27 protein-coding genes and 1 other RNA gene are annotated in these 21,401 nt (G+C 68.4%); 11 read left to right on the plus strand and 17 right to left on the minus strand.

The window, feature by feature from the left end; genetic code table 11:
- Positions 1-66 precede the first annotated feature (66 nt).
- The 3 genes from BUB76_RS18255 to BUB76_RS07355 all read right to left on the minus strand — a co-directional run bounded on the left by BUB76_RS18255 (position 67) and on the right by BUB76_RS07355 (position 2,336).
- Complete coding sequence (locus tag BUB76_RS18255; protein WP_269085819.1) at positions 67-201, minus strand: hypothetical protein; 135 nt, start codon at positions 199-201, stop codon at positions 67-69.
- Between the two features lie 137 nt (positions 202-338).
- Positions 339-725 carry a DUF6497 family protein gene (locus tag BUB76_RS07350; protein ID WP_073128122.1) on the minus strand — a complete coding sequence of 129 codons (387 nt, stop codon included), beginning with the start codon at positions 723-725 and terminating at the stop codon, positions 339-341.
- Between the two features lie 78 nt (positions 726-803).
- Positions 804-2,336, minus strand: a complete 1,533-nt coding sequence (locus tag BUB76_RS07355; protein WP_073128123.1) for an acyl-CoA carboxylase subunit beta — start codon at positions 2,334-2,336, stop codon at positions 804-806.
- A 155-nt stretch (positions 2,337-2,491) separates the two neighbouring features.
- On the opposite strand from BUB76_RS07355, the gene BUB76_RS07360 reads away from it, so the two are divergent.
- A complete protein-coding gene (locus tag BUB76_RS07360) occupies positions 2,492-3,739 on the plus strand; it encodes a multidrug effflux MFS transporter (RefSeq protein ID WP_073128124.1) in 1,248 nt (415 codons plus the stop codon).
- Between the two features lie 7 nt (positions 3,740-3,746).
- Here the strand turns inward: BUB76_RS07360 and BUB76_RS07365 are convergent, their stop codons facing one another.
- The gene (locus BUB76_RS07365) at positions 3,747-4,310 is read right to left on the minus strand and encodes a hemerythrin domain-containing protein (protein ID WP_073128125.1); all 564 of its coding nucleotides are present in this window, start codon (positions 4,308-4,310) and stop codon (positions 3,747-3,749) included.
- A 147-nt stretch (positions 4,311-4,457) separates the two neighbouring features.
- Between BUB76_RS07365 and choX the strand changes: the two genes are divergently transcribed.
- The 3 genes from choX to BUB76_RS07380 are packed head-to-tail and all read left to right on the plus strand — an operon-like array spanning position 4,458 to position 6,575.
- Positions 4,458-5,378: a choline ABC transporter substrate-binding protein gene (gene choX / locus BUB76_RS07370; RefSeq protein WP_073128126.1), complete on the plus strand. Its 921-nt coding sequence runs from the start codon at positions 4,458-4,460 to the stop codon at positions 5,376-5,378.
- Between the two features lie 23 nt (positions 5,379-5,401).
- The gene (gene thpR / locus BUB76_RS07375; protein WP_073128127.1) at positions 5,402-5,944 is read left to right on the plus strand and encodes an RNA 2',3'-cyclic phosphodiesterase; all 543 of its coding nucleotides are present in this window, start codon (positions 5,402-5,404) and stop codon (positions 5,942-5,944) included.
- Positions 5,931-6,575, plus strand: coding sequence for a DUF2306 domain-containing protein (locus BUB76_RS07380; protein ID WP_073128128.1), 645 nt, complete (start codon positions 5,931-5,933; stop codon positions 6,573-6,575). The genes thpR and BUB76_RS07380 overlap by 14 nt, the downstream gene beginning before the upstream one ends.
- Before the next feature lie 72 nt (positions 6,576-6,647).
- On the opposite strand, the gene BUB76_RS07385 is transcribed toward BUB76_RS07380, so the two are convergent.
- The gene (locus tag BUB76_RS07385) at positions 6,648-7,436 is read right to left on the minus strand and encodes an MBL fold metallo-hydrolase (protein ID WP_073128129.1); all 789 of its coding nucleotides are present in this window, start codon (positions 7,434-7,436) and stop codon (positions 6,648-6,650) included.
- A 214-nt stretch (positions 7,437-7,650) separates the two neighbouring features.
- On the opposite strand from BUB76_RS07385, the gene choW reads away from it, so the two are divergent.
- From choW to BUB76_RS07405, 4 genes are read left to right on the plus strand one after another with little or no spacing between them, the layout of a single operon-like run.
- On the plus strand, positions 7,651-8,544 hold the full coding sequence (choW, locus tag BUB76_RS07390) for a choline ABC transporter permease subunit (RefSeq protein ID WP_073128362.1): 894 nt from the start codon (positions 7,651-7,653) through the stop codon (positions 8,542-8,544).
- Entirely contained in the window at positions 8,541-8,954 is a 414-nt protein-coding gene (locus BUB76_RS07395) for a GFA family protein (RefSeq protein ID WP_073128130.1), read from the plus strand. Before choW ends, BUB76_RS07395 begins: the two co-directional genes overlap by 4 nt.
- Positions 8,947-9,975, plus strand: a complete 1,029-nt coding sequence (gene choV / locus BUB76_RS07400) for a choline ABC transporter ATP-binding protein (RefSeq protein ID WP_073128131.1) — start codon at positions 8,947-8,949, stop codon at positions 9,973-9,975. Before BUB76_RS07395 ends, choV begins: the two co-directional genes overlap by 8 nt.
- A gap of 57 nt (positions 9,976-10,032) precedes the next feature.
- Complete coding sequence (locus BUB76_RS07405; RefSeq protein ID WP_073128132.1) at positions 10,033-10,605, plus strand: exopolysaccharide biosynthesis protein; 573 nt, start codon at positions 10,033-10,035, stop codon at positions 10,603-10,605.
- On the opposite strand, the gene gltX is transcribed toward BUB76_RS07405, so the two are convergent.
- Positions 10,595-11,917 carry a glutamate--tRNA ligase gene (gene gltX, locus BUB76_RS07410; RefSeq protein WP_073128133.1) on the minus strand — a complete coding sequence of 441 codons (1,323 nt, stop codon included), beginning with the start codon at positions 11,915-11,917 and terminating at the stop codon, positions 10,595-10,597. The genes BUB76_RS07405 and gltX overlap by 11 nt on opposite strands.
- Before the next feature lie 134 nt (positions 11,918-12,051).
- Between gltX and BUB76_RS07415 the strand changes: the two genes are divergently transcribed.
- The 3 genes from BUB76_RS07415 (at position 12,052) to BUB76_RS07425 (ending at position 13,875) form a co-directional block, all read left to right on the plus strand.
- Positions 12,052-13,002: a 1-phosphofructokinase family hexose kinase gene (locus BUB76_RS07415; RefSeq protein ID WP_073128134.1), complete on the plus strand. Its 951-nt coding sequence runs from the start codon at positions 12,052-12,054 to the stop codon at positions 13,000-13,002.
- Entirely contained in the window at positions 12,999-13,412 is a 414-nt protein-coding gene (locus tag BUB76_RS07420; protein WP_073128135.1) for a metallopeptidase family protein, read from the plus strand. Before BUB76_RS07415 ends, BUB76_RS07420 begins: the two co-directional genes overlap by 4 nt.
- Positions 13,413-13,650: 238 nt before the next feature.
- A complete protein-coding gene (locus BUB76_RS07425) occupies positions 13,651-13,875 on the plus strand; it encodes a hypothetical protein (RefSeq protein WP_073128136.1) in 225 nt (74 codons plus the stop codon).
- A gap of 105 nt (positions 13,876-13,980) precedes the next feature.
- On the opposite strand, the gene rpmG is transcribed toward BUB76_RS07425, so the two are convergent.
- The 11 genes from rpmG to BUB76_RS07480 all read right to left on the minus strand — a co-directional run bounded on the left by rpmG (position 13,981) and on the right by BUB76_RS07480 (position 21,314).
- Complete coding sequence (gene rpmG / locus BUB76_RS07430; protein ID WP_073128137.1) at positions 13,981-14,148, minus strand: 50S ribosomal protein L33; 168 nt, start codon at positions 14,146-14,148, stop codon at positions 13,981-13,983.
- A 106-nt stretch (positions 14,149-14,254) separates the two neighbouring features.
- Positions 14,255-14,635, minus strand: an RNA gene (rnpB, locus tag BUB76_RS07435) — RNase P RNA component class A.
- Positions 14,636-14,647: 12 nt separating this feature from the next.
- Entirely contained in the window at positions 14,648-15,367 is a 720-nt protein-coding gene (locus BUB76_RS07440; protein WP_373280048.1) for an N-acetylmuramoyl-L-alanine amidase, read from the minus strand.
- Positions 15,331-16,113: a hypothetical protein gene (locus BUB76_RS07445; protein ID WP_073128139.1), complete on the minus strand. Its 783-nt coding sequence runs from the start codon at positions 16,111-16,113 to the stop codon at positions 15,331-15,333. The genes BUB76_RS07440 and BUB76_RS07445 overlap by 37 nt, the downstream gene beginning before the upstream one ends.
- Before the next feature lie 31 nt (positions 16,114-16,144).
- Positions 16,145-17,626 (minus strand): Asp-tRNA(Asn)/Glu-tRNA(Gln) amidotransferase subunit GatA, encoded by a 1,482-nt coding sequence (gene gatA, locus BUB76_RS07450; protein ID WP_073128140.1) that lies wholly within the window; start codon positions 17,624-17,626, stop codon positions 16,145-16,147.
- Positions 17,626-17,913, minus strand: a complete 288-nt coding sequence (gene gatC, locus BUB76_RS07455) for an Asp-tRNA(Asn)/Glu-tRNA(Gln) amidotransferase subunit GatC (RefSeq protein WP_073128141.1) — start codon at positions 17,911-17,913, stop codon at positions 17,626-17,628. Before gatC ends, gatA begins: the two co-directional genes overlap by 1 nt.
- 43 nt (positions 17,914-17,956) lie before the next feature.
- Entirely contained in the window at positions 17,957-18,607 is a 651-nt protein-coding gene (locus tag BUB76_RS07460; RefSeq protein WP_073128142.1) for a hypothetical protein, read from the minus strand.
- Between the two features lie 55 nt (positions 18,608-18,662).
- The gene (locus BUB76_RS07465; protein ID WP_073128143.1) at positions 18,663-19,694 is read right to left on the minus strand and encodes a MaoC family dehydratase; all 1,032 of its coding nucleotides are present in this window, start codon (positions 19,692-19,694) and stop codon (positions 18,663-18,665) included.
- Positions 19,691-19,897 (minus strand): DUF1737 domain-containing protein, encoded by a 207-nt coding sequence (locus tag BUB76_RS07470; protein WP_175550287.1) that lies wholly within the window; start codon positions 19,895-19,897, stop codon positions 19,691-19,693. The genes BUB76_RS07465 and BUB76_RS07470 overlap by 4 nt, the downstream gene beginning before the upstream one ends.
- The gene (locus BUB76_RS07475) at positions 19,894-20,454 is read right to left on the minus strand and encodes an NnrU family protein (protein WP_084140587.1); all 561 of its coding nucleotides are present in this window, start codon (positions 20,452-20,454) and stop codon (positions 19,894-19,896) included. Before BUB76_RS07475 ends, BUB76_RS07470 begins: the two co-directional genes overlap by 4 nt.
- Positions 20,454-21,314, minus strand: a complete 861-nt coding sequence (locus BUB76_RS07480; RefSeq protein ID WP_073128145.1) for an HpcH/HpaI aldolase/citrate lyase family protein — start codon at positions 21,312-21,314, stop codon at positions 20,454-20,456. Before BUB76_RS07480 ends, BUB76_RS07475 begins: the two co-directional genes overlap by 1 nt.
- Positions 21,315-21,401 lie beyond the last annotated feature (87 nt).

Below are 21,401 nucleotides of genomic sequence, written 5' to 3' on the forward strand. Positions count from 1 at the left end.
GTCCTTCTGAAACGCGAAACGGGCGGGGTCATCGCCCGCCCGTTCGCCGATCGACTGAGCGTCGTATCAGTACTTGGAGTAGGTCGGCTCGGCCACGACGGGCGCGGGCTCGACGAAGACGGGCTCGGGCTCGGGCTGGCTGCACGCACCCAGGAACGCCGCGACCGACAGACCCAGGGTGATTTTCACTGCTTTGGACATCACTGTCTCCTTGGTTGTTCCGTAGGGCCTTCTTTTGCGCACTCCACGCCACGCAGGCCCCAAACGCGTTATAGCACGCAACTTACCGTGGTCCCGCGCAATTGCAAACCGACGGCGGATCGTCGCGCGGCTGCGGCCTAAAAGCCATCCCAGACGCAGGCGGTTCCCTCGGGGCGGTAGACCTCGAAGAACTGGACGATGTCCGGCACGGTCTCGCCGAAATCGATCTGCCGCTCGGACAGGCTGATCACCACGTGATTCGGCGCAGGGCCGAGGTTGGGCAGTCGCGGCAGCGCGTACGAGGTGCACAGATGCATCATGTCGGCCTCGGCGACCTCGAAGGTCACGCCGCGCGCCAGGTCCGGCGCCACGAAGCGGAACCGATAGGCCAGGCCCAGCCCCGGGGCGTCGCGGATCACCTCGTGGAACTCGACGGGCTGGCCCGAGGGCACCTGCACCTGTTCGGCCCGGGCGGCGGGCGGAAGCAGGAGCGCGAAACAGGCGGCGGGAATCAGCAGGCGCATGGCAAACGTCATTTGAAATTCATCCAACGCTAGGAGGGCGGGAACCGCTCGATCAAGCCCCCCGCCCTCACGGCTGCGTTACAGCGGGATGTTGTCGTGCTTCTTCCACGGGTTTTGCAGCTTTTTGCCGCGCAGCGAGGCAAAGGCACGGCAGACGCGGCGCCGGGTGGAGTGGGGCTGGATCACCTCGTCGATGAAGCCACGCTCGGCCGCCTTGAACGGGTTGGCGAAGTTCTTCTCGTACTCGGCCGTGCGCGCGGCGATCTTGTCGGAATCGCCCAACTCCGAGCGATACAGGATCTCGACCGCGCCCTTCGCGCCCATGACCGCGATCTCGGCCGAGGGCCAGGCGTAGTTCAGGTCGCCCCGCAGGTGTTTCGAGCTCATGACGTCGTAAGCCCCGCCATAGGCCTTGCGGGTGATGACCGTGACCTTGGGAACCGTCGCCTCGCCATAGGCGAACAGCAGCTTGGCGCCGTGCTTGATGACGCCGCCGTATTCCTGGCTGGTGCCCGGCAGGAAGCCCGGCACGTCGACCAGCGTGAGGATCGGGATCTCGAACGCGTCGCAGAACCGAACGAAGCGCGCGGCCTTGCGGCTGGAGTCGATGTCGAGGCACCCGGCCAGCACCATGGGCTGGTTCGCCACGACGCCCACGGTCGAGCCTTCGAGCCGGATGAACCCGGTGAGGATGTTCTTGGCGAAATCCTCCTGGATCTCGAAGAAATCGCCCTCGTCGGCGATCTTGGCGATCAGCTCCTTCATGTCGTAGGGCATGTTGGGGTTGTCGGGCACCAGCGTGTTCAGGCTGTTCTCGATCCGAAGCGGGTCGTCGAAGAACGGCCGCACCGGCGGCCCCGAGCGGTTCGACTGCGGCAGGAAATCCACCAGGCGCCGAACCTCGATCAGGGCGTCGATGTCGGTCTCGAACGCGCCGTCGGCCACCGACGACTTGCGGGTGTGGGTGGTGGCGCCGCCCAGTTCCTCGGCGGTCACGACCTCGTTCGTGACGGTCTTCACCACGTCGGGGCCGGTCACGAACATGTAGCTGCTGTCCTTCACCATGAAGATGAAGTCCGTCATGGCGGGCGAATAGACCGCGCCGCCCGCGCAGGGGCCCATGATGACACTGATCTGCGGGATCACGCCCGAGGCCAGCACGTTGCGCTGGAACACCTCGGCATAGCCGGCGAGCGAAGCCACGCCTTCCTGGATCCGCGCCCCGCCCGAGTCGTTCAGCCCGATGATCGGCGCTCCGTTCTGCATGGCCATGTCCATGACCTTGCAGATCTTCTGGGCGTGGGTTTCCGAGAGCGACCCGCCCAGCACCGTGAAGTCCTGGCTGTAGACATAGACCTGCCGGCCGTTGATCGTGCCCCAGCCGGTGATGACGCCGTCGCCGGGGATCTTGTTGTCGGCCATCCCGAAATCGGTGCAGCGATGGGTGACGAAGGTGTCGAATTCCTCGAAGCTCTCGTCGTCGAGCAGAAGCTCGATCCGTTCGCGCGCCGTCAGCTTTCCCTTGGCGTGCTGCGCCTCGACGCGGCGTTCGCCACCGCCCGCGCGGGCCTCGGCGCGGCGTGCTTCAAGCTGTTCAAGGATGTCTTTCATCGGCCGGTCCCTCGCCCATCGTCTTGGTGTTTTGCCGCACAGTAGGTGTGCGGGGCATGGGTTGGAAGGAAAAACGCGGATCCGAAGGGCAGCGGCGGGATTAGTCAGACAAGCATAGCATCGACGCCATCCCCGCCAAGGTCTAAGTCCCTCGCATGAATACAGTGTCTCCCGTCCGCTTCCTCGACCGCACCACCCCGCCGCACGTCGTCACGATGATCCTGCTGACGTCGCTGGGCGCGCTGTCGATGAACCTGTTCCTGCCGTCTCTCCCGACGATGACGGAGTTCTTCGCGACCGAGTACAGCGTGATCCAGATCGCGGTGGCCGGTTACCTGGGCGTCTCGGCCTTCCTGCAGCTGGTGATTGGCCCGCTGTCGGACAAGTTCGGGCGCCGCTCGGTGATGATGGGGGCGCTGGTGATCTTCATCGCGGCCTCGATCGGCTGCGCCCTGTCGACCACGATCGAGGTCTTCCTGGCCTTCCGGCTGGTACAGGCGGCCATCGTGGCCGGCATGATCCTGCCCCGCGCGGCCATCCGCGACATGTTCTCCGAGGCGCGGGCCGCGTCGATGATCGGCTGGGTGACCATGGGCATGGCCGTGGCGCCGATGATCGCGCCCGCCTTCGGTGGCGCGCTCGACGGCCTGTTCGGATGGCAGGCGAATTTCTGGGCGCTGGTGATCCTCGGCGTGCTCGCGCTGGCGCTGGCCTGGGCCGACATGGGCGAAACCGCCGCGGCGTCGACCGAGTCGCTGTTCCAGCAAGTCGGCCACTACCCCGAGCTGCTGCTCAGCCCGCGCTTCTGGGGCTATGCCCTGACCGCGGCCTTCGCCTCGGGCGCGTTCTTCGCCTATCTGGGCGGCGCGCCCTATGTCGGGTCCGAGGTCTACGGCCTCGACCCCTTCGCGCTGGGCATCTTCTTCGGCGCGCCGGCGGTCGGGTACATGGTCGGCAACGGGATCTCGGGGCAGTACTCCTCCCGGTTCGGCGTCATTCCCATGATCACCTTCGGCACGATCATCACGCTGGCGGGCCTTGGCACGGGGCTGATCGTGGACCTGATCGGTATCCGCAACCACGTCACCTTCTTCTCGTTCATGGTCTTCGTGGGCCTGGGCAACGGCCTGGTGATCCCGAACTCCATGGCCGGGATGCTGTCGGTGCGGCCGCGGCTGGCGGGCACGGCGTCGGGGCTGGGCGGCGCGATCATGATCGGCGGCGGCGCGGCCCTGTCGACGCTGGCGGGAATCGTCCTGCAGGCGGGCGACGGCGCGGCGCCGCTTTTGTGGCTGATGACGCTGACCTCGGCCGGATCCGTCGCCGCGATCTTCTACGTGATCCACCGCGAACGCCTGCGCCGCGCCGAAACCCCCGAGGCCGAGGCCGAACCGGCCGAGTGATACGGGGTCAGTGGATCTCGGGCGCGTAGGTCAGGATCACGGGCACGACCAGATCTTCCTCGTCCGTCAGGTGGCGGTCGAGGAAGCCGTCGAAGTCGCCCAGCTGTCGCTCGAGCGCGCCGGCCCCCGCCTTGGGATCGTCCCCGGACAGCCCGCGCAGCATTGTGTTGGTGCCGCCGGCCAGCGCGTTCAGGTGGCCGTCCAGCGCGTGGTGATCGGCATCCAGCAGCTTGAATCCCCGCTCCAGCCGCGCGTCGAGCCCCTCGAGCACGGGGAAGTAATGATGATCCTCGATGCTGTGATGGCCGTGAAGCTCCTGCAGGAAGAACTGCGCCATGCGCGCCGTCTCGCGCCCGTAGCGTTCGGGCGCCACCTGCCCGTCCAGGAAGGCCCGCGTACAGCCCTGCAAGCGGTCCAGCACGTCGCGGAACATCACGTGGCGGTCCAGCCAGAACCGGGTCAGCGGGCTGAAGTTGGGGTGCGCCTCCCACGTGCCGCGGGGCAGTTTCTCAACCAGCACCCGCAGCGCGTCCGGCAAACCGTCGCGACGCCCCAATCCAAGATCATCCATCACCGCACCTGTCCTGACCACGGGGCCGCGTTGACCCCCAACGGGCGACCACTTAGGCTTCGCGCCAATGCACAACAAGGCCGCTTCCACCATTGCGCTGCCCAGACGGGACGCGCCGGGCGGCCGCGAACCAAACGGGAGATCAAGATGAAGACCACCCTGTCGATACTGGCGCTGGCCGCCTCCACCACCACCGCCTTCGCCAATTGCGAAAGCGTCACCTTCTCGGACGTGGGCTGGACCGACATCACCGCCACGACCGCCGCGACCACCGTCGTGCTGGAGGCGCTGGGCTACGACACCGAGATCAAGGTCCTGTCGGTGCCGGTCACCTACACCTCGATGGCCGAGGGCGACGTTCAGGTGTTCCTGGGCAACTGGATGCCCACAATGGAAAACGACATCGCCCCCTACCGCGAGGAAGGCACGGTCGAGACCGTGCGCGCCAACCTCGAAGGCGCCAAGTACACGCTGGCCACCAATGCCGCCGGCGCGGCGCTGGGCATCGACAGCTTCGGCGCCATCGCCGAGCATGCCGACGCCCTGGACGGCGAGATCTACGGCATCGAGCCGGGCAATGACGGCAACCGCCTGATCCAGACGATGATCGACGAAGACGCGTTCGGTCTCTCGGAGTTCGAGGTCGTCGAATCGTCCGAGCAGGGAATGCTGGCCCAGGTCGAGCGGGCGACCCGCCGCGACCAGCCCGTCGTCTTCCTCGGCTGGGAGCCGCACCCGATGAACGCCCAGTTCGACATGACCTACCTGACGGGCGGCGACGATTATTTCGGCCCCGACCTGGGCGGCGCGACCGTCTACACCAACGTCACCGCCGGCTTCGCCGACGAATGCCCGAACGTGGCCGCGCTCCTGAACAATCTCGAGTTCACGCTCGAGATGGAGAACGAGATCATGGGCGCGATCCTGAACGACGGGACCGAGGCGTCCGAGGCCGCGACCGCCTGGCTCACCGAGAATCCCGGCATCCTCGAAGGCTGGTTGGACGGCGTCACCACGCAGGGCGGCGAGCCGGGCCTGCCCGCCGTGCAGGCCGCGCTGGGGCTGTAACCACACCGGCCGGGGGCCGCGACATGCGCATCTTCGTGGCCCTCGACCTGCCCGACGACCTGACGGCCGCCCTGAGCCGGGTGCAGGACAGGCTGATCGTCGGCCGCCCGGTGGACGAGGACGACTTTCACCTGACGCTGGCCTTCGTGCCGAAGGTCAGCATCCCCCAGCTCGACGACCTGGCGCTCGATCTCGAAATGCTGGTGCCGCCGCCGGTGGCATTACGGGTGACGGGCCTCGACACGTTCGGCGCCGCGCATCCCCGCAGCCTGCACGCCGTCGTGGCGCCCGACCCGGCCCTGCTGGCATTGCAAGCCAAGGTCGCCACGCTGGTCCGCCGGGCCGGCATCGACCTGCCCCACCGCAAGTTCGTGCCCCACGTCACGCTGGCGCGGTTCCCGAGCACGATTGCGCCCGAGGATCACGCACGGCTGGGCCGGTTCCTGTCGGCGCATGGCGGCTTCACCCATCCGCCGGTGCCCGCGGCAGGCCTGACGCTGTATCAATCCACACTGCGCGACGACGGCCCGGTCTACGACGCGCTGCAAAGCCATGCGCTGGGCTAGGGGCGTCGGCGCCGCCCTTCTGTGGCTGGCGCTGCTGCCGTTTGCGCTCTACGCGGTGCGCTTCGGCCTCGACGGGCTGCGCGCGCCCCTGCCCGATCACTATCTTTTCCATCCGGAAACCTTCGCCAATGCGCCCATGTCCGCGCACATGATCCTCGGGGCGGCGCTGACCCTGATGGCCCCGCTGCAGATCGTCACCGCCCGCCGCGCCAACGGCCTGCACCGCCGGACCGGCCCCGTCGTGGTCGCGATGACGGCGATCACGGCGGTGGCGGGGCTGACCTTCATCGCGCTGCGCGGCACTATCGGCGGCCCGAACATGAGCGCGGGTTTCACGCTCTACGGTGGGCTGATGTTGCTCGCCGCCCTCGCCACCGCCCGGTTCGCGGCCCGCGACCGGGCGCGGCACCGCCGCTGGGCGCTGCGGCTCGTGGTGCTGGCCGTCGCCTCTTGGATCTTCCGTGTACACTACGGGATCTGGTACGCCGCCACCGGGGGCTGGGGGTCGAACGAGGCGCTGACCGGGCCGTTCGACCGGATTCAGGTCTGGGCGTTCTTCCTGCCCTATCTCGCACTTCTGGAATGGAAATTCGCACGCGAAAGGCGCGCGACCCGGGCCGCGCGCCCCTAGCTTCATCTTTCCGAAAATACCTCCCGGGGGTGCGGGGGTGGGAAACCCCCGCCCGGCCCCGGCGGGGCCGGGTCAGCCCAGCCCGCCGGGATACCACTCGCCCATCTTGACCTCGGTCTCGGCCCCGGCGTCAGACAGCATCCGGGTGAAGGCCTCGGGGTCCTGCGTGCCGCCATCGCGGCCGCGATAGTGGTAGGGATAGACATAGGCGGGCGAGAACTCGGCCACGGCATCCGCCGCCTGCTCGGCGCCCATGGTGAAGGGCAGGTTCATGCAGACGAAGGCCACGTCGATATCCTCGAGCGCGCGCATCTCGGGCGTGCCCTCGGTATCGCCCGAGATGTAGACCCGCACGCCGTCGATATTCAGGATGTAGCCGTTGTCGCGGCCCTGCGGGTGAAAGTTCTCGCGCCCCTCGGTGATGTTGTAGGCGGGGATCGCCTCGATATCGATGCCCAGCGCATCGGTGCTGTCGCCGTTCGCGATGCTCTGGGTCATCGCCTTCATCTCGTCCGGCATCATGTCGTAGACGGCCGGGTTGGCGATCATCTGGGTCTTGCCCGCCGAGATCTCGGCCAGGAGCTCGGGCGCGTAGTGGTCGCCGTGCTCGTGGGTGATGAGGATCAGGTCGGGATCGGGCGCATCCTCGTAATCCGAGGCGTCGCCGACCGGGTCGACATAGATCACGCCGGCGGGCGTCTCCATCCACATGGACGCGTGGCTCACGGGGTGGACGACGATCTCGCCACCATCCGTCGGGAACGTGTTGCCCGAGTGCTCGGCCGCGCCGGCGCGGAACGGCAGCACGGTGATGGCGCCCATGGCGGCGGCGGATTTCAACAGGGTTCTGCGGGTGGTCATCTGGGCATCTCCTCTTGTCTGACGCGGGCAGATAGTCCGCCGGCCCGGAAAGTCCCGAGCCTGAGCCGCGGCGAAAGGCCCGAACGGCGAAGAGATGCCGATCCGGTCGAGAGACCCGCCGAACGCCCAAGCCGCCGCGAAACGCCGGGCGCCGGGGCCAACGTCCCGCGCCCCGCTTTCCTTTCGCGGCAGCGCGGGTATGGTGGCGCGCATGATGGACTGGCTGACCGAGCACAAGATCCCCGTGGGGGCCGTCGCGGGCGATGCCTTCGAGTGGTTGCAGACCAACGGCGCCGCGGTGTTCGACGCCGTGGCGATCTTTCTCGAGGACCTGATCGACCTCGTGCTGGCCGTGTTCCTGATGCCGCCCAACGCGAACTGGTTCACCGGGGGCGACGGCTACGCGCCGCTTTATCCCGAGGACTACCACCCGCTGCTGATCGTGGCGGGTTTCGTCGCGCTGACCTGGGCGCTCCAGCGCAGCTGGCAGACCTGCTTGCTAGTGCTGCTGGGGTTCCTGTTCATCCTCAACCAGGGCTACTGGGAGGAGACGGCCGAGAGCCTGACGCTGGTGCTGTCGGCCTGCGTGGTCTGCATGGGGCTGGGCGTGCCCATCGGGATCGCCGTGGCCCACCGGCCCAAGGTCTACGCCTGGGTGCGCCCGGTGCTGGACCTGATGCAGACGCTGCCCACCTTCGTCTACCTGATCCCCGCCATCGTGTTCTTCGGCATCGGCATGGTGCCGGGCCTGATGGCAACGGTGATCTTCGTGCTGCCCGCGCCGATCCGCCTGACCCACCTGGGCATCGCGAACACGCCCAAGCCGCTGATCGAGGCGGCGCAGGCCTTCGGCGCCACGCCGCGGCAGCTACTGTGGAAGGTCGAGCTTCCGTCGGCTCTGCCCCAGATCATGGCCGGTCTGAACCAGACCATCATGCTGTCGCTGTCCATGGTTGTGATCGCGGCGCTGGTGGGCGCCGACGGGCTGGGCGTGCCGGTGGTGCGCGCTCTGAACCAGGTGAACACCTCGCTGGGCTTCGAATCCGGGTTCATCATCGTGGTGGTCGCCATCATGCTGGACCGGATGCTGCGGGTGCGCGAGAAATGATCCTGGATGGGCAATGCCATTGCGGGACCGTTCGCTTCACTGTGCGCCTGACCGACGGGCTGAACACCGCGCGCCGCTGCAGTTGTTCGCTCTGCGCCAAGCGCGGGGCGGTGGCCGTGTCGGCCCCGCTGGACGGCGTCACGATCCATCAGGGTGCGGACAAGCTGTCGACCTACCGTTTCAACACCGGCGTGGCCGAGCATCACTTCTGCTCGGTCTGCGGGATCTACACCCATCACAAGCGCCGCTCGGATCCGGACCAGTACGGCGTGAACCTCGCCTGTCTCGAAGGCCAGACGCCCTTCCTGCCCGAGGTCGAGGTGCTGGACGGCCAGGCCCATCCTTCGGACGGCAACGCTGCCCGGCTGGCCGGGGTGCTGCGCTTCACGGAAGGCGCGCGGGATGGCTGAGAACGCGGTGATCTTCGACAGCGTGTCGATCGTTTTCGGCGACCGGCCAGAGGACGCACTTCCGCTGATGGACGCGGGGAAGGAGCGTGGCCCGATTCAGCGCGAGACCGGTCAGGTCCTGGGCGTGCACAACTGCTCGCTCGCGGTGCCCGAGGGCGAGATCCTGGTGCTCATGGGCCTGTCGGGGTCGGGCAAGTCCACGCTTCTGCGCGCCGTGAACGGGCTGAACCCGGTCGCCCGCGGGGAGGTTCGCATCCGCCAGGACGGCCGCGAGGTGAGCGTCACAAAGGCCAAGCCCAAGGCGCTGCGCAAGCTCAGGCTCAACACCGTGTCCATGGTGTTCCAGCAATTCGGCCTCCTGCCCTGGCGCACGGTCGAGGACAACGTGGGTCTGGGGCTGGAGCTGGGCGGCCTGTCGGCAAAGAAGCGGCGCGAGCGCGTGCGCCATCAACTGGACCTTGTCGGGCTGGCGGATTGGGGTAGCCGCAAGGTCGGCGACCTGTCGGGCGGGATGCAACAGCGCGTGGGCCTGGCGCGCGCCTTCGCCACCGACGCGCCGATCCTGCTGATGGACGAGCCTTTCAGCGCGCTCGACCCGCTGATCCGCACCCGCCTTCAGGACGAATTGCTGGATCTGCAGGACGATCTGGGCCGCACCATCGTCTTCGTCAGCCACGACCTGGACGAGGCGTTCAAGCTGGGTGACCGGATCGCGATCATGGAAGGCGGGCGCATCGTCCAACACGGCACGCCGCGCGACATCTTCCAGAAGCCCGCGAACGAATACGTCGCCAATTTCGTGGCGCAGATGAACCCCCTGATGGTGCTGACGGCCCGCGACGCGATGGAACCGGCCATGCTGGACCTGCCCGAAACCATCGAGGCCGAGACCGACATCAAGTCGGTGATGGAGTCGCTTGGCGAGACACGGCGCGCGCTGGGCGTCGTCGAGAACGGCAAGCTCATCGGCCAGATCACGCGGCAATCCGTGCTGGATCGCCTGCTCGATCCGCGGGGGTGACGGAACGCCGCACCGGCGGGACGCGTTCGACCCGGTGACAGCGAAAGGCCCTGCCCCGTGACCGACATCAACGACATCCTGGATGACCTCGTAAACCTGGCCGGTGACGAAAGCGATGTCAGCGTCCGGGACGTTCAGAACAAGATCGGCCATCGCGGTGCCGGGGTGTTCCTGCTGGTGCCGGGGCTGCTGGGCATGTCGCCGCTGGGCGGGATCCCGACCGTGCCAACGCTGATGGCATTGGTGACGGCCGTGGCCGCCATCCAGATCGCGATCGGCAAATCCAACCTGTGGCTGCCAAATGTCCTGGCCGACCGGGCCGTCGATGATGACCGTCTTGAGCGCGCCGTTTCGAAGGGGCGCGGTCCGGCGCAGTGGCTCGACCGGCATTTCGGCAAACGGCTCGACTCCCTGACCGGAGACGTCATGGTCCGCGTGGCGGCGGCGATCTGCATCGCGCTGGCCGCCACCTGCCCACCGCTGGAAGTGGTGCCGTTCGCGGCCCTGATCCCGCTGGCAGGCATTGCCCTGTTCGGGCTTGCGATCACCCTGCGCGACGGCGCGGCGATGCTGGTCGCGCTGATCTACGCCGCCGGTGCGCTGACGGCGGCATGGATGCTCATGCCTTGATCGGCTTCTGCAGAAGGGGCAGCACCTGCGTCATCTCGGGCCCCCGCGACTGACCGGTCACCGCCAGGCGCAGCGGCATGAAAAGCGCCTTGCCCTTGCGGCCCGTGGCGTCCTTTACCGCCGTGGTCCATTCGCCCCACGTCTCGGAGGTGTAGGGATGCGGCGGCAGCAGGGCCACGGCCTGGTCGATGAATTCGCGGTCCTCGTCGGCCACGATGGGCATGGGGCCATCCCGCAGGATCGCCCACCACCGCACCATGTCGCCGCGGGTCTCGATATTGTCGTGCACCAGCGCCCAGAAGGCCGGCGCCAGCTCATCCGGAACCCCCAGCGCCGAGATGTCCGACGCCATGTCCTCGACGCTCTGGGCCGCCAGCACGCGCGCGGTCAGGGGACGAAGATCCTCGGCATCGAACTTGGTGGGCGCGGCACCGAACCGGGTGACGTCGAAGCCTTCGGCGATCTCGTCCAGCGACAGGCGCAGTTCGACCGGGTCCGACGAACCGAGCCGCGCCATGAGCGACAGCAGCGCCATGGGCTCGATCCCGGCGGCGCGGAAATCGCGCAGCGACAGGGTGCCCAACCGCTTGGACAGCGCCTCGCCCTGCGGGCCGGTCAGCAGCGAATGGTGCGCGAAATGGGGGTGCCCGTGCCCAAGGGCCTTCATGATCTGGATCTGCGTCGCGGTGTTGGTCACGTGGTCCGACCCGCGCACCACGTGGGTCACGCCCATGTCGGTGTCATCCACGACCGAGGCGAGCGTATAAAGAACCTGACCATCGCCCCGGATCAGCACCGGGTCGCTGACGCTGGCCGCGTCGATCGAGATGTCGCCGAGGATCCCGTCCTGCCATTCGATCCGCTCGTGGTCGAGCTTGAACCGCCAGTGGCCGTCGCCCCGTTCGGCCCGGAGCTGATCCTTGTCGGCGTCGGACAGGTCCAGGGCGGCGCGGTCATAGACCGGCGGGCGGCCCATGTTCAGCTGCTTCTTGCGCTTCAGGTCCAGCTCGGTCGGCGTCTCGAACGCCTCGTAGAATCGGCCCTCGTGGCGCAGCTTGTCGGCCGCATCGTGGTAGCGTTCCAGACGGTGGGACTGCCGCTCGACCCGGTCCCATGTCAGGCCCAGCCACTCGAGGTCCTCCATGATGCCATCGACATATTCCTGGCGCGAGCGCACGGGGTCGGTGTCATCGAGCCGCAGGATGAACGTGCCGCCCGCCTTCTTGGCGATCAGCCAGTTGAACAGGGCAGTGCGCAAATTGCCGATATGGATGTAGCCCGTGGGCGACGGGGCAAAGCGTGTGGTGGTCATCAAGGGCTCCTCATTCTCGAATCCCTTCCCACAAGGCCGTGGGGTTGTCCAGAAACGGGCATGTCGCGGGGGTTGCATCCCGACGTCACCTTCCCAATGGTAGCGCACAAACTCGACAGAGCCGAGGTTAAAAGATGCGTGCGCATATCCTGACCATCACCCTGAACCCGACGGTGGATTTCTCGACCGCGACGGACGGGATCGTCCCCGAGCTGAAATTGCGCTGCGACGATCCGCAGATCGACCCGGGCGGCGGCGGCATCAACGTGGCGCGCGCGATCCGGCTCTTGGGCGGACAGGCCGTGGCGCTGATCGCCATCGGCGGCGGGACCGGCGCGCAGCTGCTCCAACGCCTCGCGCACGAGGGGGTGGCGACCGTGGCCTTCCAGGGGCCCGGCGAGACGCGGCAATCGGTATCGGTCATCGACCGGACCGATGGACAGCAATACCGCTTCGTCATGCCCGGCCCCACCTGGGGCGAGGGTGATATCGGGCGGGCCCTGAACTCGATCGACCAGGCCACGGGCGACGACACCCTGGTGGTGCTGTCGGGCAGCCAGCCGCCGGGCGTGGCCAAGGATTTCCCGTCGATCCTGGCCGATCACGTGGGCGACCGGGGCGCGCGGCTGATCGTCGACACGTCCGGCCCCGCCCTGCACCACCTGGTGGAAAAGCCGCACCCGTCGCTGCACCTGCTGCGCATGGACGATGCCGAGGCCGAGGAGCTGGCGGGCCGCAAGCTGCCATCGGTGACCGACACCGCCGCCTTCTGCCGCGAGCTGATCGACCGCGGCGTCGCGCGGTCGATCATTGTGGCGCGCGGGGCCGACGGCTCGGTCCTGTCGACCTCCGAAGGATCCTGGCACTCGGTCGGGCCGAAAGTCGACGTCATCTCGAAGGTCGGCGCAGGCGACAGCTTCGTGGGCGCCTACACGCTGGGCCTGGCCGAAGGGCGCGATGCCGGCGAATGCCTGCGCCTGGCGGTGGCCGCCGCGTCGAACGCCGTCATGACCGAGGCCACCCGCCTGTGCGACCGCGAGACGACGGACCGCCTGATGCAGGACTGCACCCTGACCAGGCTATGAGCGGCACGGACTGGGCCGAGGCGACGCCCCCCACGCTGGAAACGATGGAAGAGATGGCGCGCGGAGCGCTGGCCGCCCTGCCCGACACCTTCGCCAAGGGCGCGGCCGGCATCGCGCTGCGGGTCGTGGACCTGGCGGATGACGACATGCTCGACTCGCTCGAGATGGACGATCCCTACGCTCTGACCGGGCTTTATGACGGGATCCCGCTGACCGAGAAATCGGTGATGGACCAGCCCATGGGGCCCGACACGATCTGGCTGTTTCGCCGGGCGATCCTGGACGAATGGATCGCGCGCGGCGACATCGCCCTGGGCGACCTTGTGGCCCACGTGCTGGTCCACGAGCTGGCGCATCATTTCGGCTGGTCGGACGCGGACATCGCGCGCATAGACCGCTGGTGGGAATAGATCCCGCCCCACACCAGTAAAACAAGGCTTTGTCATCCGATAACGGCCGGTGGGCAGGTCATGGCGGCCCGTCCGGGCGGTCCTGTCATCGCGTGACGCGCGCGGTCCGGGCTATCGCCACGGGGTCGATCCCGCCCGCGCGCCGACCGAGTCGTCGTGCGGGCATGGACCGGCCGGCGCGTTTCGCGCCGGACCCTTTACATCCGCCGGCCCGGCGCCGGCTTGCAGGAGCAATCCCATGAAAATCGTCGCCCCCCTTCTCGTCTCGGCCGCACTGCTGTCCGCCTGCGGTCCCCAAGGCGTCATCGACACGGACATGGAGCGCGGCCTTGTTGGCGCGGCCATGGGCTATGGCGCGGCCAAGGCCGTGAACGGCAACGGCGACCGCGGCGCGATCATCGGCGGGCTGGCCGGCGTGTTCTGCGACGACGCGGGCGTGTGCCGCCGGTCCTACGGCTACTGAGCGAATCGGCGCGGCCCCGCGCGGGCCGCGCCTAGCCTCTCCCCGAAATGCAAAACGCCGCCCCGGGTCGGGGCGGCGTTTTGGCATTCGGACCAGGCGCGATCGTTACTTGATCTTGCCTTCCTTGTACTCGACGTGCTTGCGCGCGACGGGGTCGTATTTACGGATCGACATCTTCTCGGTCATCGTGCGCGCGTTCTTCTTGGTCACATAGAAGTGGCCGGTATCCGCCGTCGAGTTGAGACGGATCTTGATGGTGGTTGGCTTCGCCATGCTGTTCTCTCCTCAACGCGGGGGATCGGCGTCAGATTCTGGGTTGAGAGCGCCTTTTACGCCCCGCCGCGCGATAGTCAACCCGCGACCGGGCGGCAAGACGATTGTGCGCGGACGGCCTGTAAGCCGGATCCTGTCCCCCGTGTCGCCACGGGTGGATGATCATTCATCTGGGCCTGCCGTTGCCGACAGGCTCGAGCTGCCTACCCGGACCGCTGGGCGGAAGAAGCCCTGGCGCGAAGCCGCGCGGTCCCTATTCGGCATTGCTCCCGGTGGGGCTTGCCATGCGGGCCGTGTTGCCACGCCCCCGGTGGGCTCTTACCCCACCGTTTCACCCTTGCCCCGGGCGGACCCGGGGCGGTCTGTTTTCTGTGGCGCTATCCGTCGGGTTGCCCCGCCCGGGCGTTACCCGGCACCGTTTCTTCCCGGAGTCCGGACTTTCCTCGCGCACCGGTCGCCCGGCGCACGCGATCATCCAGCCATCCGCGCAGTTCGGCAGCTATGCGCCCGCTTTCGCCCCGTCAACGCCAAAGCGGCGCGACAGCGCGCGGGCGAGCCCGGCATCGGTCGCATCGCGCGGGCCCGTCGCCCAGGGCCGATGGCGCAGCCGCAACGCGCACAGAAGCGTTCCGGGATCGTCCGTCGCGGTGTAGCCGGCTTGCGCCATCGCGGCGGCGAAGGCGCTGTCGTCCATGTCACCGCCCTCGGGCGTGACCGAGATCGCCAGCCCCTGCCGGGCCAGCCGGGCCCAATCGAAACGGGGCCCGGGGTCCACCTTGCGCCCGGGCGCCATGTCTGAATGGCCGATCACGCGGGCGGACGGGATACCGTGACGGTCGAGGATACCCGGCAGAAGCCGTTCCAGCGCGTCCATCTGGGCGGCCGCGAAGGGCGAGGCGCCGTCGTTCGACAGCTCGATCCCGATGGAGCGCGAGTTCACGTCGCGCGTCGCCCCCCACGCCCCCGCACCCGCGTGCCAGGCGCGCTGGTCCTCCTCCACCATCTGGATCACGTGGCCGTCCGGCCCCACCAGGTAATGGGCGCTGACCTCGGCCGCCGGGTCGCACAGGCGGTCACGCGCGGCATCGCAGGAGGCCATGGCGGTGTAATGCAGGACGACCATGTCCGGCCGCGCGCCATCGCGACGCGGGCCGAAATTGGGGGATGGGTGCCAGTCGGGCGTCAGCCGCGCGCCCGCCGGAACGGTGCCGGGTCCCAGGCGCAGGCGAAGCCGTCGCCGTCGGGGTCGAGATTCAGGCGATCGCGCTCGGGGCCGCCGGCCTCGAGAAAGGCTTCCTGCGCCAGGTCGGGCGAGGCATAGCCTTGGCAGGCGCGGGCCGAGCGCGACTGCAGCGCGATGCCCGTCCGCCGGTAGATCGGCTGCCCCCGGGCGTTGCTGGTGTTCAGCGCGTAGGCGACGATGTTCGGCCCGTCATTGCCGCCGTCGCGCTGCGGCACGGCGGTGGGCGGGATCACGCGGTAGGCGGCACGCTGGCGGGCCAGGCGCTCGGCATCGGACTCGATGGTCTCGCGCGCCGTGACTGCGTCGAAGCTCTGCTCGTCGGAAATGCCGGGGTTGTTCGTGGGCGTCACCGGCACTGTTCCCGCGGGCTGGCCGGCATTCGCGCTGGAGGCCGCCGCGGTGCGGCTGGCCGACAGCGGCGCGCCGGCGCCGATGGGCTCGGCCGAGGGGAGCGCACCGCCCTGCCCGCTGGGCAGGCCCGCCGCGCGCAGTTCCTCGGACGAGATCACCGGCTGGGTCGGGGCGACCGACGCCTGCGGCCGGTCCGCGCCGCTCAGCTCGCGTTCGCGGGCGATGCGGGCGGCCTCGTAGGATTCGTAGCTACCGAAGCCCACGCCGCGGCCGTAATCCACCGGCCGGCCATCCAGCGTCGCACCGCTTTCGGGCAGGGTCGGGCCGCAGGCCGCCAGCGCAAGGACCGATAGGCGCGCGAACTTCCACATGACGAAGGTCTCCGAGTAACTCGGCCCCGTTTTACCACCAACGCTCGGGCTTGGCCACAAAGCCCGCCCGCGCTTCGAGCTCGGCGGCGGTATTGAGCAGATCGCCTTCCTCGAACGGACGCCCGATCAGCTGCAGACCCAGCGGCAGCCCCTTGGAGTCGAGCCCGGTGGGCACCGCGATCCCGGGCAGACCGGCGAGGTTGACCGTCACCGTGAAGACGTCGTTCAGGTACATCGCCACCGGGTCGCTGTCGGCCATTTCACCTAGCCCGAAGGCCGAGGTCGGCGTGGCCGGCGTCAGGATCGCGTCGACGCCCTGCGCGAAGACCTCGTCGAAATCGCGCTTGATCAACGCGCGGACCTTGCGGGCGCGGTTGTAGTAGGCGTCGTAAAACCCCGCCGACAGCACGTAGGTGCCGACCATGACGCGGCGCTTGACCTCGTCGCCGAAGCCTTCGGCGCGTGTCTTCTCGTACATCTCGGTGATGCCGTCGCCCTGGTCCAGCTTGGCACGGTGGCCGAAGCGCACGCCGTCGTAGCGCGCCAGGTTCGACGATGCCTCGGCCGGGGCGATCACGTAATAGGCGGGCAGCGCGTACTTGGTATGCGGCAAGGACACGTCGACGATGTTCGCGCCCGCGTCTTCCAGCATCTTGCGCCCTTCCGCCCACAGGCGGTCGATCTCGTCGCTCATGCCTTCCATGCGGTATTCGCGCGGCAGGCCGATGGTCTTGCCCTTGATGTCGCCGGTCAGCGCGGCCTCGAAATCGGGCACGGGGATGTCGGCGCTGGTGCTGTCCAGCGGGTCGTGCCCGGCCATGGCCTGCAACAGGATCGCCGCATCGCGCACCGACTTGGTCATCGGGCCGGCCTGGTCCAGGGACGAGGCAAACGCGACGATGCCCCAGCGCGACACGCGGCCATAGGTCGGCTTCAGCCCCACGGTGCCGGTGAAGGCGGCGGGCTGGCGGATCGAGCCGCCGGTGTCGGTCCCGGTGGCGGCAAGGCAGAGGTCGGCCGCGACGGCCGCCGAAGAGCCGCCGGACGACCCGCCGGGGGTCAGCTTCCGGTCGTCCACCTTCCATGGGTTCACGGCATTGCCATAGGTGCTGGTCTCGTTCGACGAGCCCATGGCGAATTCGTCCATGTTGAGCTTGCCCAGCATGACCGCGCCGGAGTCCCACAGCTGGCGGGTGACGGTGGATTCGTACTCGGGCCGGAAGCCTTGCAGGATCCGGCTGCCGGCCTGGCTGTCCACATGCCTGGTGCAGAACAGGTCCTTGATGCCCAGCGGGATACCGCAGAGCGCGGGCGCGTCGCCGGATTTCAGCCGCGCATCGGCGGCATCGGCCAGCTCCAACGCCTTTTCCGGGGTCTTGTGCACCACGGAATTGAGCGCGTCGGCGCCGTCGATGGCCGTCAGGCAGGCCTCGGTCAGGGCGCGGGCGGTCACGTCACCGGCGCGCAGGCGGTCGCGCGCCTCGGCGATGGTCAGGGTATTCAGGTCAGCCATTATTCCACCACCTTTGGGACGGCAAAGAAGCCTTCGCGCGCGTCGGGCGCGTTGGCCAGCACCTTGTCGGGCTGGTTGCCGTCGGTCACCACGTCCTCGCGCCGCTTCAGCCGCTGGGGCGTGACGCTGACCATGGGTTCGACGCCGTCGACATCGACCTCGTTCAGCTGCTCGATGAAGCCAAGGATGGTGTTGAACTCACCCGCCAGCGCGTCGAGCTGGTCGGGCTCGACCCGGATGCGCGCCAGCTTGGCGACGCGCGCGGCGGTGTCTTTGTCGATGGACATGGGGGCGGCACCCTTCGTGTCGGTGGCGTTGATCGCGCTGGGCTTAGCGCCCCGCGTGCGCCCTTTCAACCCGGTCCCGGCGCAGCACGGTGATCATCCAGCCCAGCATCACCGCGTTCAGCAGGTGCCAGACGAAATGGGTGCCCAGCGGGACCGCCCCGCAGACCGGCATGTCGAGGCTGCGGAAGGTCAGCGACAGCGCAAGGATCCCGGCGCCCAGCGCCAGCCCCCGCGCCACCTGCGGCAACCGCGCCCGCAGCCAAAGCGCGTAGCCCGCGATGGCCAGCGGCACGGGCCAGTACATGGCCGATATGGCGAAGCCCGGCAGCGCCGCGAAGATGCGGCCGCCCAGCGCCAGGTAAGGGATGAAGGCCAGCGTGCCCAGCGCCGCGCCCCACCACGGCCAGCCCAGGTAGCGACGGTTCGCGGCGAAGACGTAGATCAGGATGAACACTGCGATGGGCAGCGTGTCGGCCAGCGCCGCCCACCGCGTGGCAAGGGTGTGGAACAACCCCGACCCCACGCCGATCAGGAACAGCACCACGCACAGAACCCGTTCGATCCCGCGCGCCGCCGGGAACAGCCACACCGCCACCAGGAGGAAGGCAAGGTTCGTCAGCGCGTTCGCGGGCTCGGCCCAGACACCGGGCCCGAGGCGTTCGCAATAGGCGTCGATCTGGGCCGTCCACTCCATGTTCAGGAGCCTAGCAGTCGCCCGGACGGGCGGCGCTGTGACCCGAGGCCGCGCATCACGCGGGCATCAGCGCCCAGTAATCCAGGTCGAGCAGCACATGCGGCAGGTACTTGCCCGCGTCGTCGCGCAGGCCTTCGCCGTCGCCCTTCGTCGCCACCAGCCGCAGCCGGATGGCGCCCACGCCGGGCGCCGGGGTCTCGGCCGTCTCGATCACCTCGGACCAGGCGCGCACGGTATCGCCCGCGAAACACGGGTTGGCGTGGGCGCCCGCATTCAGCCCGACGATCATCTGCGCGTTGGCAAGGCCGTTGAAACTGAGCGCGCGGGCCAGCGAGATCACGTGCCCGCCATAGATCAGCCGCTTGCCGTCCTCGCGCTGGGTCGCGTCGAAATGCACCTTGGCGGTGTTCTGCCACAGGCGGGTGGCCAGCATGTGCTCGGCCTCCTCGACGGTGACGCCGTCAACGTGGTGAATGACTTCGCCCGGCTGGTAATCGCTCAGGCGGTGCGGCTCGCCCGCGAGTTCGAAATCGTAGCCGGTGAAATCCAGGCCCGCGGGCAGGACCAGGTCCGCCGCGTCGACCGCGCCGGCCAGCGTCGGCACGACCGTCTCGGGGGCCGGGGCATCCGCGTCGCGCTTGCGCACCATCACCCAGCGCACGTAGCTCAGCACATCCTCGCCGCGCTGGTTGCGGCCCGTCGTGCGCACCCAGACCACGCCCGTCTTGCCGTTCGAGTTCTGCTTGAGCCCGATGACCTCGGAGTCGGAGCTGAGCGTATCGCCCGGCCAGACCGGGGCGAGCCAGCGGCCTTCGGCATAGCCAAGGTTCGCCACCGCGTTCAGCGACACGTCCGGCACCGTCTTGCCGAAGACCGTGTGGAACGCGACCAGGTCGTCCAGAGGCGACGCCGCCAGCCCGCAGGCCTGCGCGAAGGCGTCGGAGGAATAGATCGCCCCCCGCGCCGGGTAAAGCGCGTGATACAGCGCCCGTTCGCCCTGCCCCACCGTGCGCGGCACGGCGTGGCGGATCACCTGCCCGACGCTGTAATCCTCGAAGAAGCGGCCCGGATTGGTCTTGGTGCTCATTGCGCGCCCAGCTTCATGTCGGGCGAATACGGCGCGTCGATCTTCTTGGTCACCGCCTGGGCGCAGCGCATGACGCCGTGTTCGGCATCGAAGGCGTAGGCCGGGTCGCCATAGAGCTCCCAGCCCTTCGACAACGCCTCGGACACCTTGTGGCAAAAGGCCGACGAGTCGTCGCCGGTCAGCAGACGGTAGATCATGATCAGGCTCCGAAAGGATTGACACCCAGCCAGTAGTGGATGGCGGTGATGATGACGTAGAGAACGGCGGTGATGACGGCCAAACGGATCGTACCCTTGGTCGATCCGCCCTCGTAGGGCTGCCAGTAGGGCTCGCGCATGTTGATCAGCCGCATCTCGGCCAGCGCCCAGACGATGAACGTCCCCCACATGATGACCGAGGCGAGATCGCCGTTCACCAGCAGGTGCAGTGCCGACCAGAGCGTGAAGCCCCAGAGCTGCGGGTGCCGCATGTGCCGCCGCAGCGACGACTTGGAGCTGCCCAGCCCGAACAGCGCGATGGCCGGGAACATCAGCAGGTCGACCAGGTGCACGCCCCAGGCGGGCGGCGTGTAGACCGGGATGAAGGGTGCCGCGCGGTACCCCATGACGATCAGCACCACCGACAACAGCAGCACGGCGGCGAAGACACCTTTCGAGGCGGTCCCCAACCGGTCGGTCAGCGAGGCGCGGGCGTCGGGCGCGACGCGTTTGAAGACGTGGGCCACGACCCACAGGACCAGTCCGCCGATCAGCAGCCCCATCAGGATGCCCCCCCGGCGCGGGCCAGCACCTTGCGGGCAGTGGCGACATGCAGGTTCTCGACGATCTTGCCGTCCAGCACGGCGACCCCCTGCCCCTGAGCCTCGGCCGCCTCGAACGCCTCGATCTGGCGTCTGGCGGTGTCGACCTGGGCCTGCGACGGGCTGAAGACCTCGTTGCAGATGGCGACCTGCGCGGGGTGGATCAGCGTCTTGCCGTCCATGCCCAGCGCGCGGCCCTGTTCGCATTCGGCGCGCAGGCCGTCCTCGTCCTTGAAGGCATTGAACACGCCGTCGACGCAGGGGATGCCGCCCATGCGCGCTGCGGCCAGGCATGTCTGGAGCGCCATCATCAGCGGCATCCGGTCGCCGCCCGTCTCGCAGCCAAGCTCGGCCGCCAGGTCATTGGTACCGATGATGAAGCCACCCATGCGCGGGGCCTGCGCGATCTCGGCCGCGTTGAACACGCCGCGCGTGGTTTCCATCATCGCCCAGATGCGCGTCTCGGCGCAGCCGGGATGGGCGTCGAGCCGCGCGGCGATGCTGGCCACGTCCGTCGCGGCACCGACCTTGGGCAGCAGGATCGCCTGGGGTCCCGCGTCCATGACGGTCTCGAGATCCTCGCCGCCCCAGGGCGTGTCCATGCCGTTCATCCGCACCAGCTGCGCGCGCGAGCCATAGCCGCCCACGCGCAAGGCAGCGGCCAGAGTCTCGCGGGCGTTGGCCTTTTCGCCCGGCGCCACCGCGTCCTCGAGGTCGAAGATGATGGCATCCACGTCCAGCCCCCGCGCCTTTTCCAGCGCGCGTTCCTTCGAGCCGGGAATGTAGAGAACCGATCGCCAGGGGCGGTGCGTCGCGGACATGGGAAGACCTCCTGCGGGCAATAATGTGTCGCTTGAGACCACGGATCCGACAGTTTCCGCAACCCCAATCGTGCCGCGACGCAGAAA

This window comes from Palleronia salina, assembly GCF_900141995.1.
GTDB classification, from domain to species: Bacteria; Pseudomonadota; Alphaproteobacteria; order Rhodobacterales; family Rhodobacteraceae; genus Palleronia; species Palleronia salina.

Bases quoted from the DNA above. Each gene is read 5' to 3' on its own strand.
- BUB76_RS07415 (WP_073128134.1), top strand. From the start codon at position 12,052: ATGCGTGCGCATATCCTGACCATCACCCTGAACCCGACGGTGGATTTC.
- BUB76_RS18255 (WP_269085819.1), bottom strand. From the start codon at position 201: ATGTCCAAAGCAGTGAAAATCACCCTGGGTCTGTCGGTCGCGGCGTTC.
- BUB76_RS07465 (WP_073128143.1), bottom strand. From the start codon at position 19,694: ATGAGCACCAAGACCAATCCGGGCCGCTTCTTCGAGGATTACAGCGTC.
- thpR (WP_073128127.1), top strand. From the start codon at position 5,402: ATGCGCATCTTCGTGGCCCTCGACCTGCCCGACGACCTGACGGCCGCC.
- BUB76_RS07395 (WP_073128130.1), top strand. From the start codon at position 8,541: ATGATCCTGGATGGGCAATGCCATTGCGGGACCGTTCGCTTCACTGTG.
- choV (WP_073128131.1), top strand. From the start codon at position 8,947: ATGGCTGAGAACGCGGTGATCTTCGACAGCGTGTCGATCGTTTTCGGC.
- rpmG (WP_073128137.1), bottom strand. From the start codon at position 14,148: ATGGCGAAGCCAACCACCATCAAGATCCGTCTCAACTCGACGGCGGAT.
- BUB76_RS07355 (WP_073128123.1), bottom strand. From the start codon at position 2,336: ATGAAAGACATCCTTGAACAGCTTGAAGCACGCCGCGCCGAGGCCCGC.
- BUB76_RS07365 (WP_073128125.1), bottom strand. From the start codon at position 4,310: ATGGATGATCTTGGATTGGGGCGTCGCGACGGTTTGCCGGACGCGCTG.
- choW (WP_073128362.1), top strand. From the start codon at position 7,651: ATGGACTGGCTGACCGAGCACAAGATCCCCGTGGGGGCCGTCGCGGGC.
- BUB76_RS07360 (WP_073128124.1), top strand. From the start codon at position 2,492: ATGAATACAGTGTCTCCCGTCCGCTTCCTCGACCGCACCACCCCGCCG.
- BUB76_RS07380 (WP_073128128.1), top strand. From the start codon at position 5,931: ATGCGCTGGGCTAGGGGCGTCGGCGCCGCCCTTCTGTGGCTGGCGCTG.
- BUB76_RS07475 (WP_084140587.1), bottom strand. From the start codon at position 20,454: ATGGGGCTGCTGATCGGCGGACTGGTCCTGTGGGTCGTGGCCCACGTC.
- BUB76_RS07460 (WP_073128142.1), bottom strand. From the start codon at position 18,607: ATGGAGTGGACGGCCCAGATCGACGCCTATTGCGAACGCCTCGGGCCC.
- BUB76_RS07480 (WP_073128145.1), bottom strand. From the start codon at position 21,314: ATGTCCGCGACGCACCGCCCCTGGCGATCGGTTCTCTACATTCCCGGC.
- BUB76_RS07420 (WP_073128135.1), top strand. From the start codon at position 12,999: ATGAGCGGCACGGACTGGGCCGAGGCGACGCCCCCCACGCTGGAAACG.
- gatC (WP_073128141.1), bottom strand. From the start codon at position 17,913: ATGTCCATCGACAAAGACACCGCCGCGCGCGTCGCCAAGCTGGCGCGC.
- BUB76_RS07385 (WP_073128129.1), bottom strand. From the start codon at position 7,436: ATGACCACCCGCAGAACCCTGTTGAAATCCGCCGCCGCCATGGGCGCC.
- choX (WP_073128126.1), top strand. From the start codon at position 4,458: ATGAAGACCACCCTGTCGATACTGGCGCTGGCCGCCTCCACCACCACC.
- gltX (WP_073128133.1), bottom strand. From the start codon at position 11,917: ATGACCACCACACGCTTTGCCCCGTCGCCCACGGGCTACATCCATATC.
- BUB76_RS07425 (WP_073128136.1), top strand. From the start codon at position 13,651: ATGAAAATCGTCGCCCCCCTTCTCGTCTCGGCCGCACTGCTGTCCGCC.
- BUB76_RS07350 (WP_073128122.1), bottom strand. From the start codon at position 725: ATGCGCCTGCTGATTCCCGCCGCCTGTTTCGCGCTCCTGCTTCCGCCC.
- gatA (WP_073128140.1), bottom strand. From the start codon at position 17,626: ATGGCTGACCTGAATACCCTGACCATCGCCGAGGCGCGCGACCGCCTG.
- BUB76_RS07445 (WP_073128139.1), bottom strand. From the start codon at position 16,113: ATGTGGAAGTTCGCGCGCCTATCGGTCCTTGCGCTGGCGGCCTGCGGC.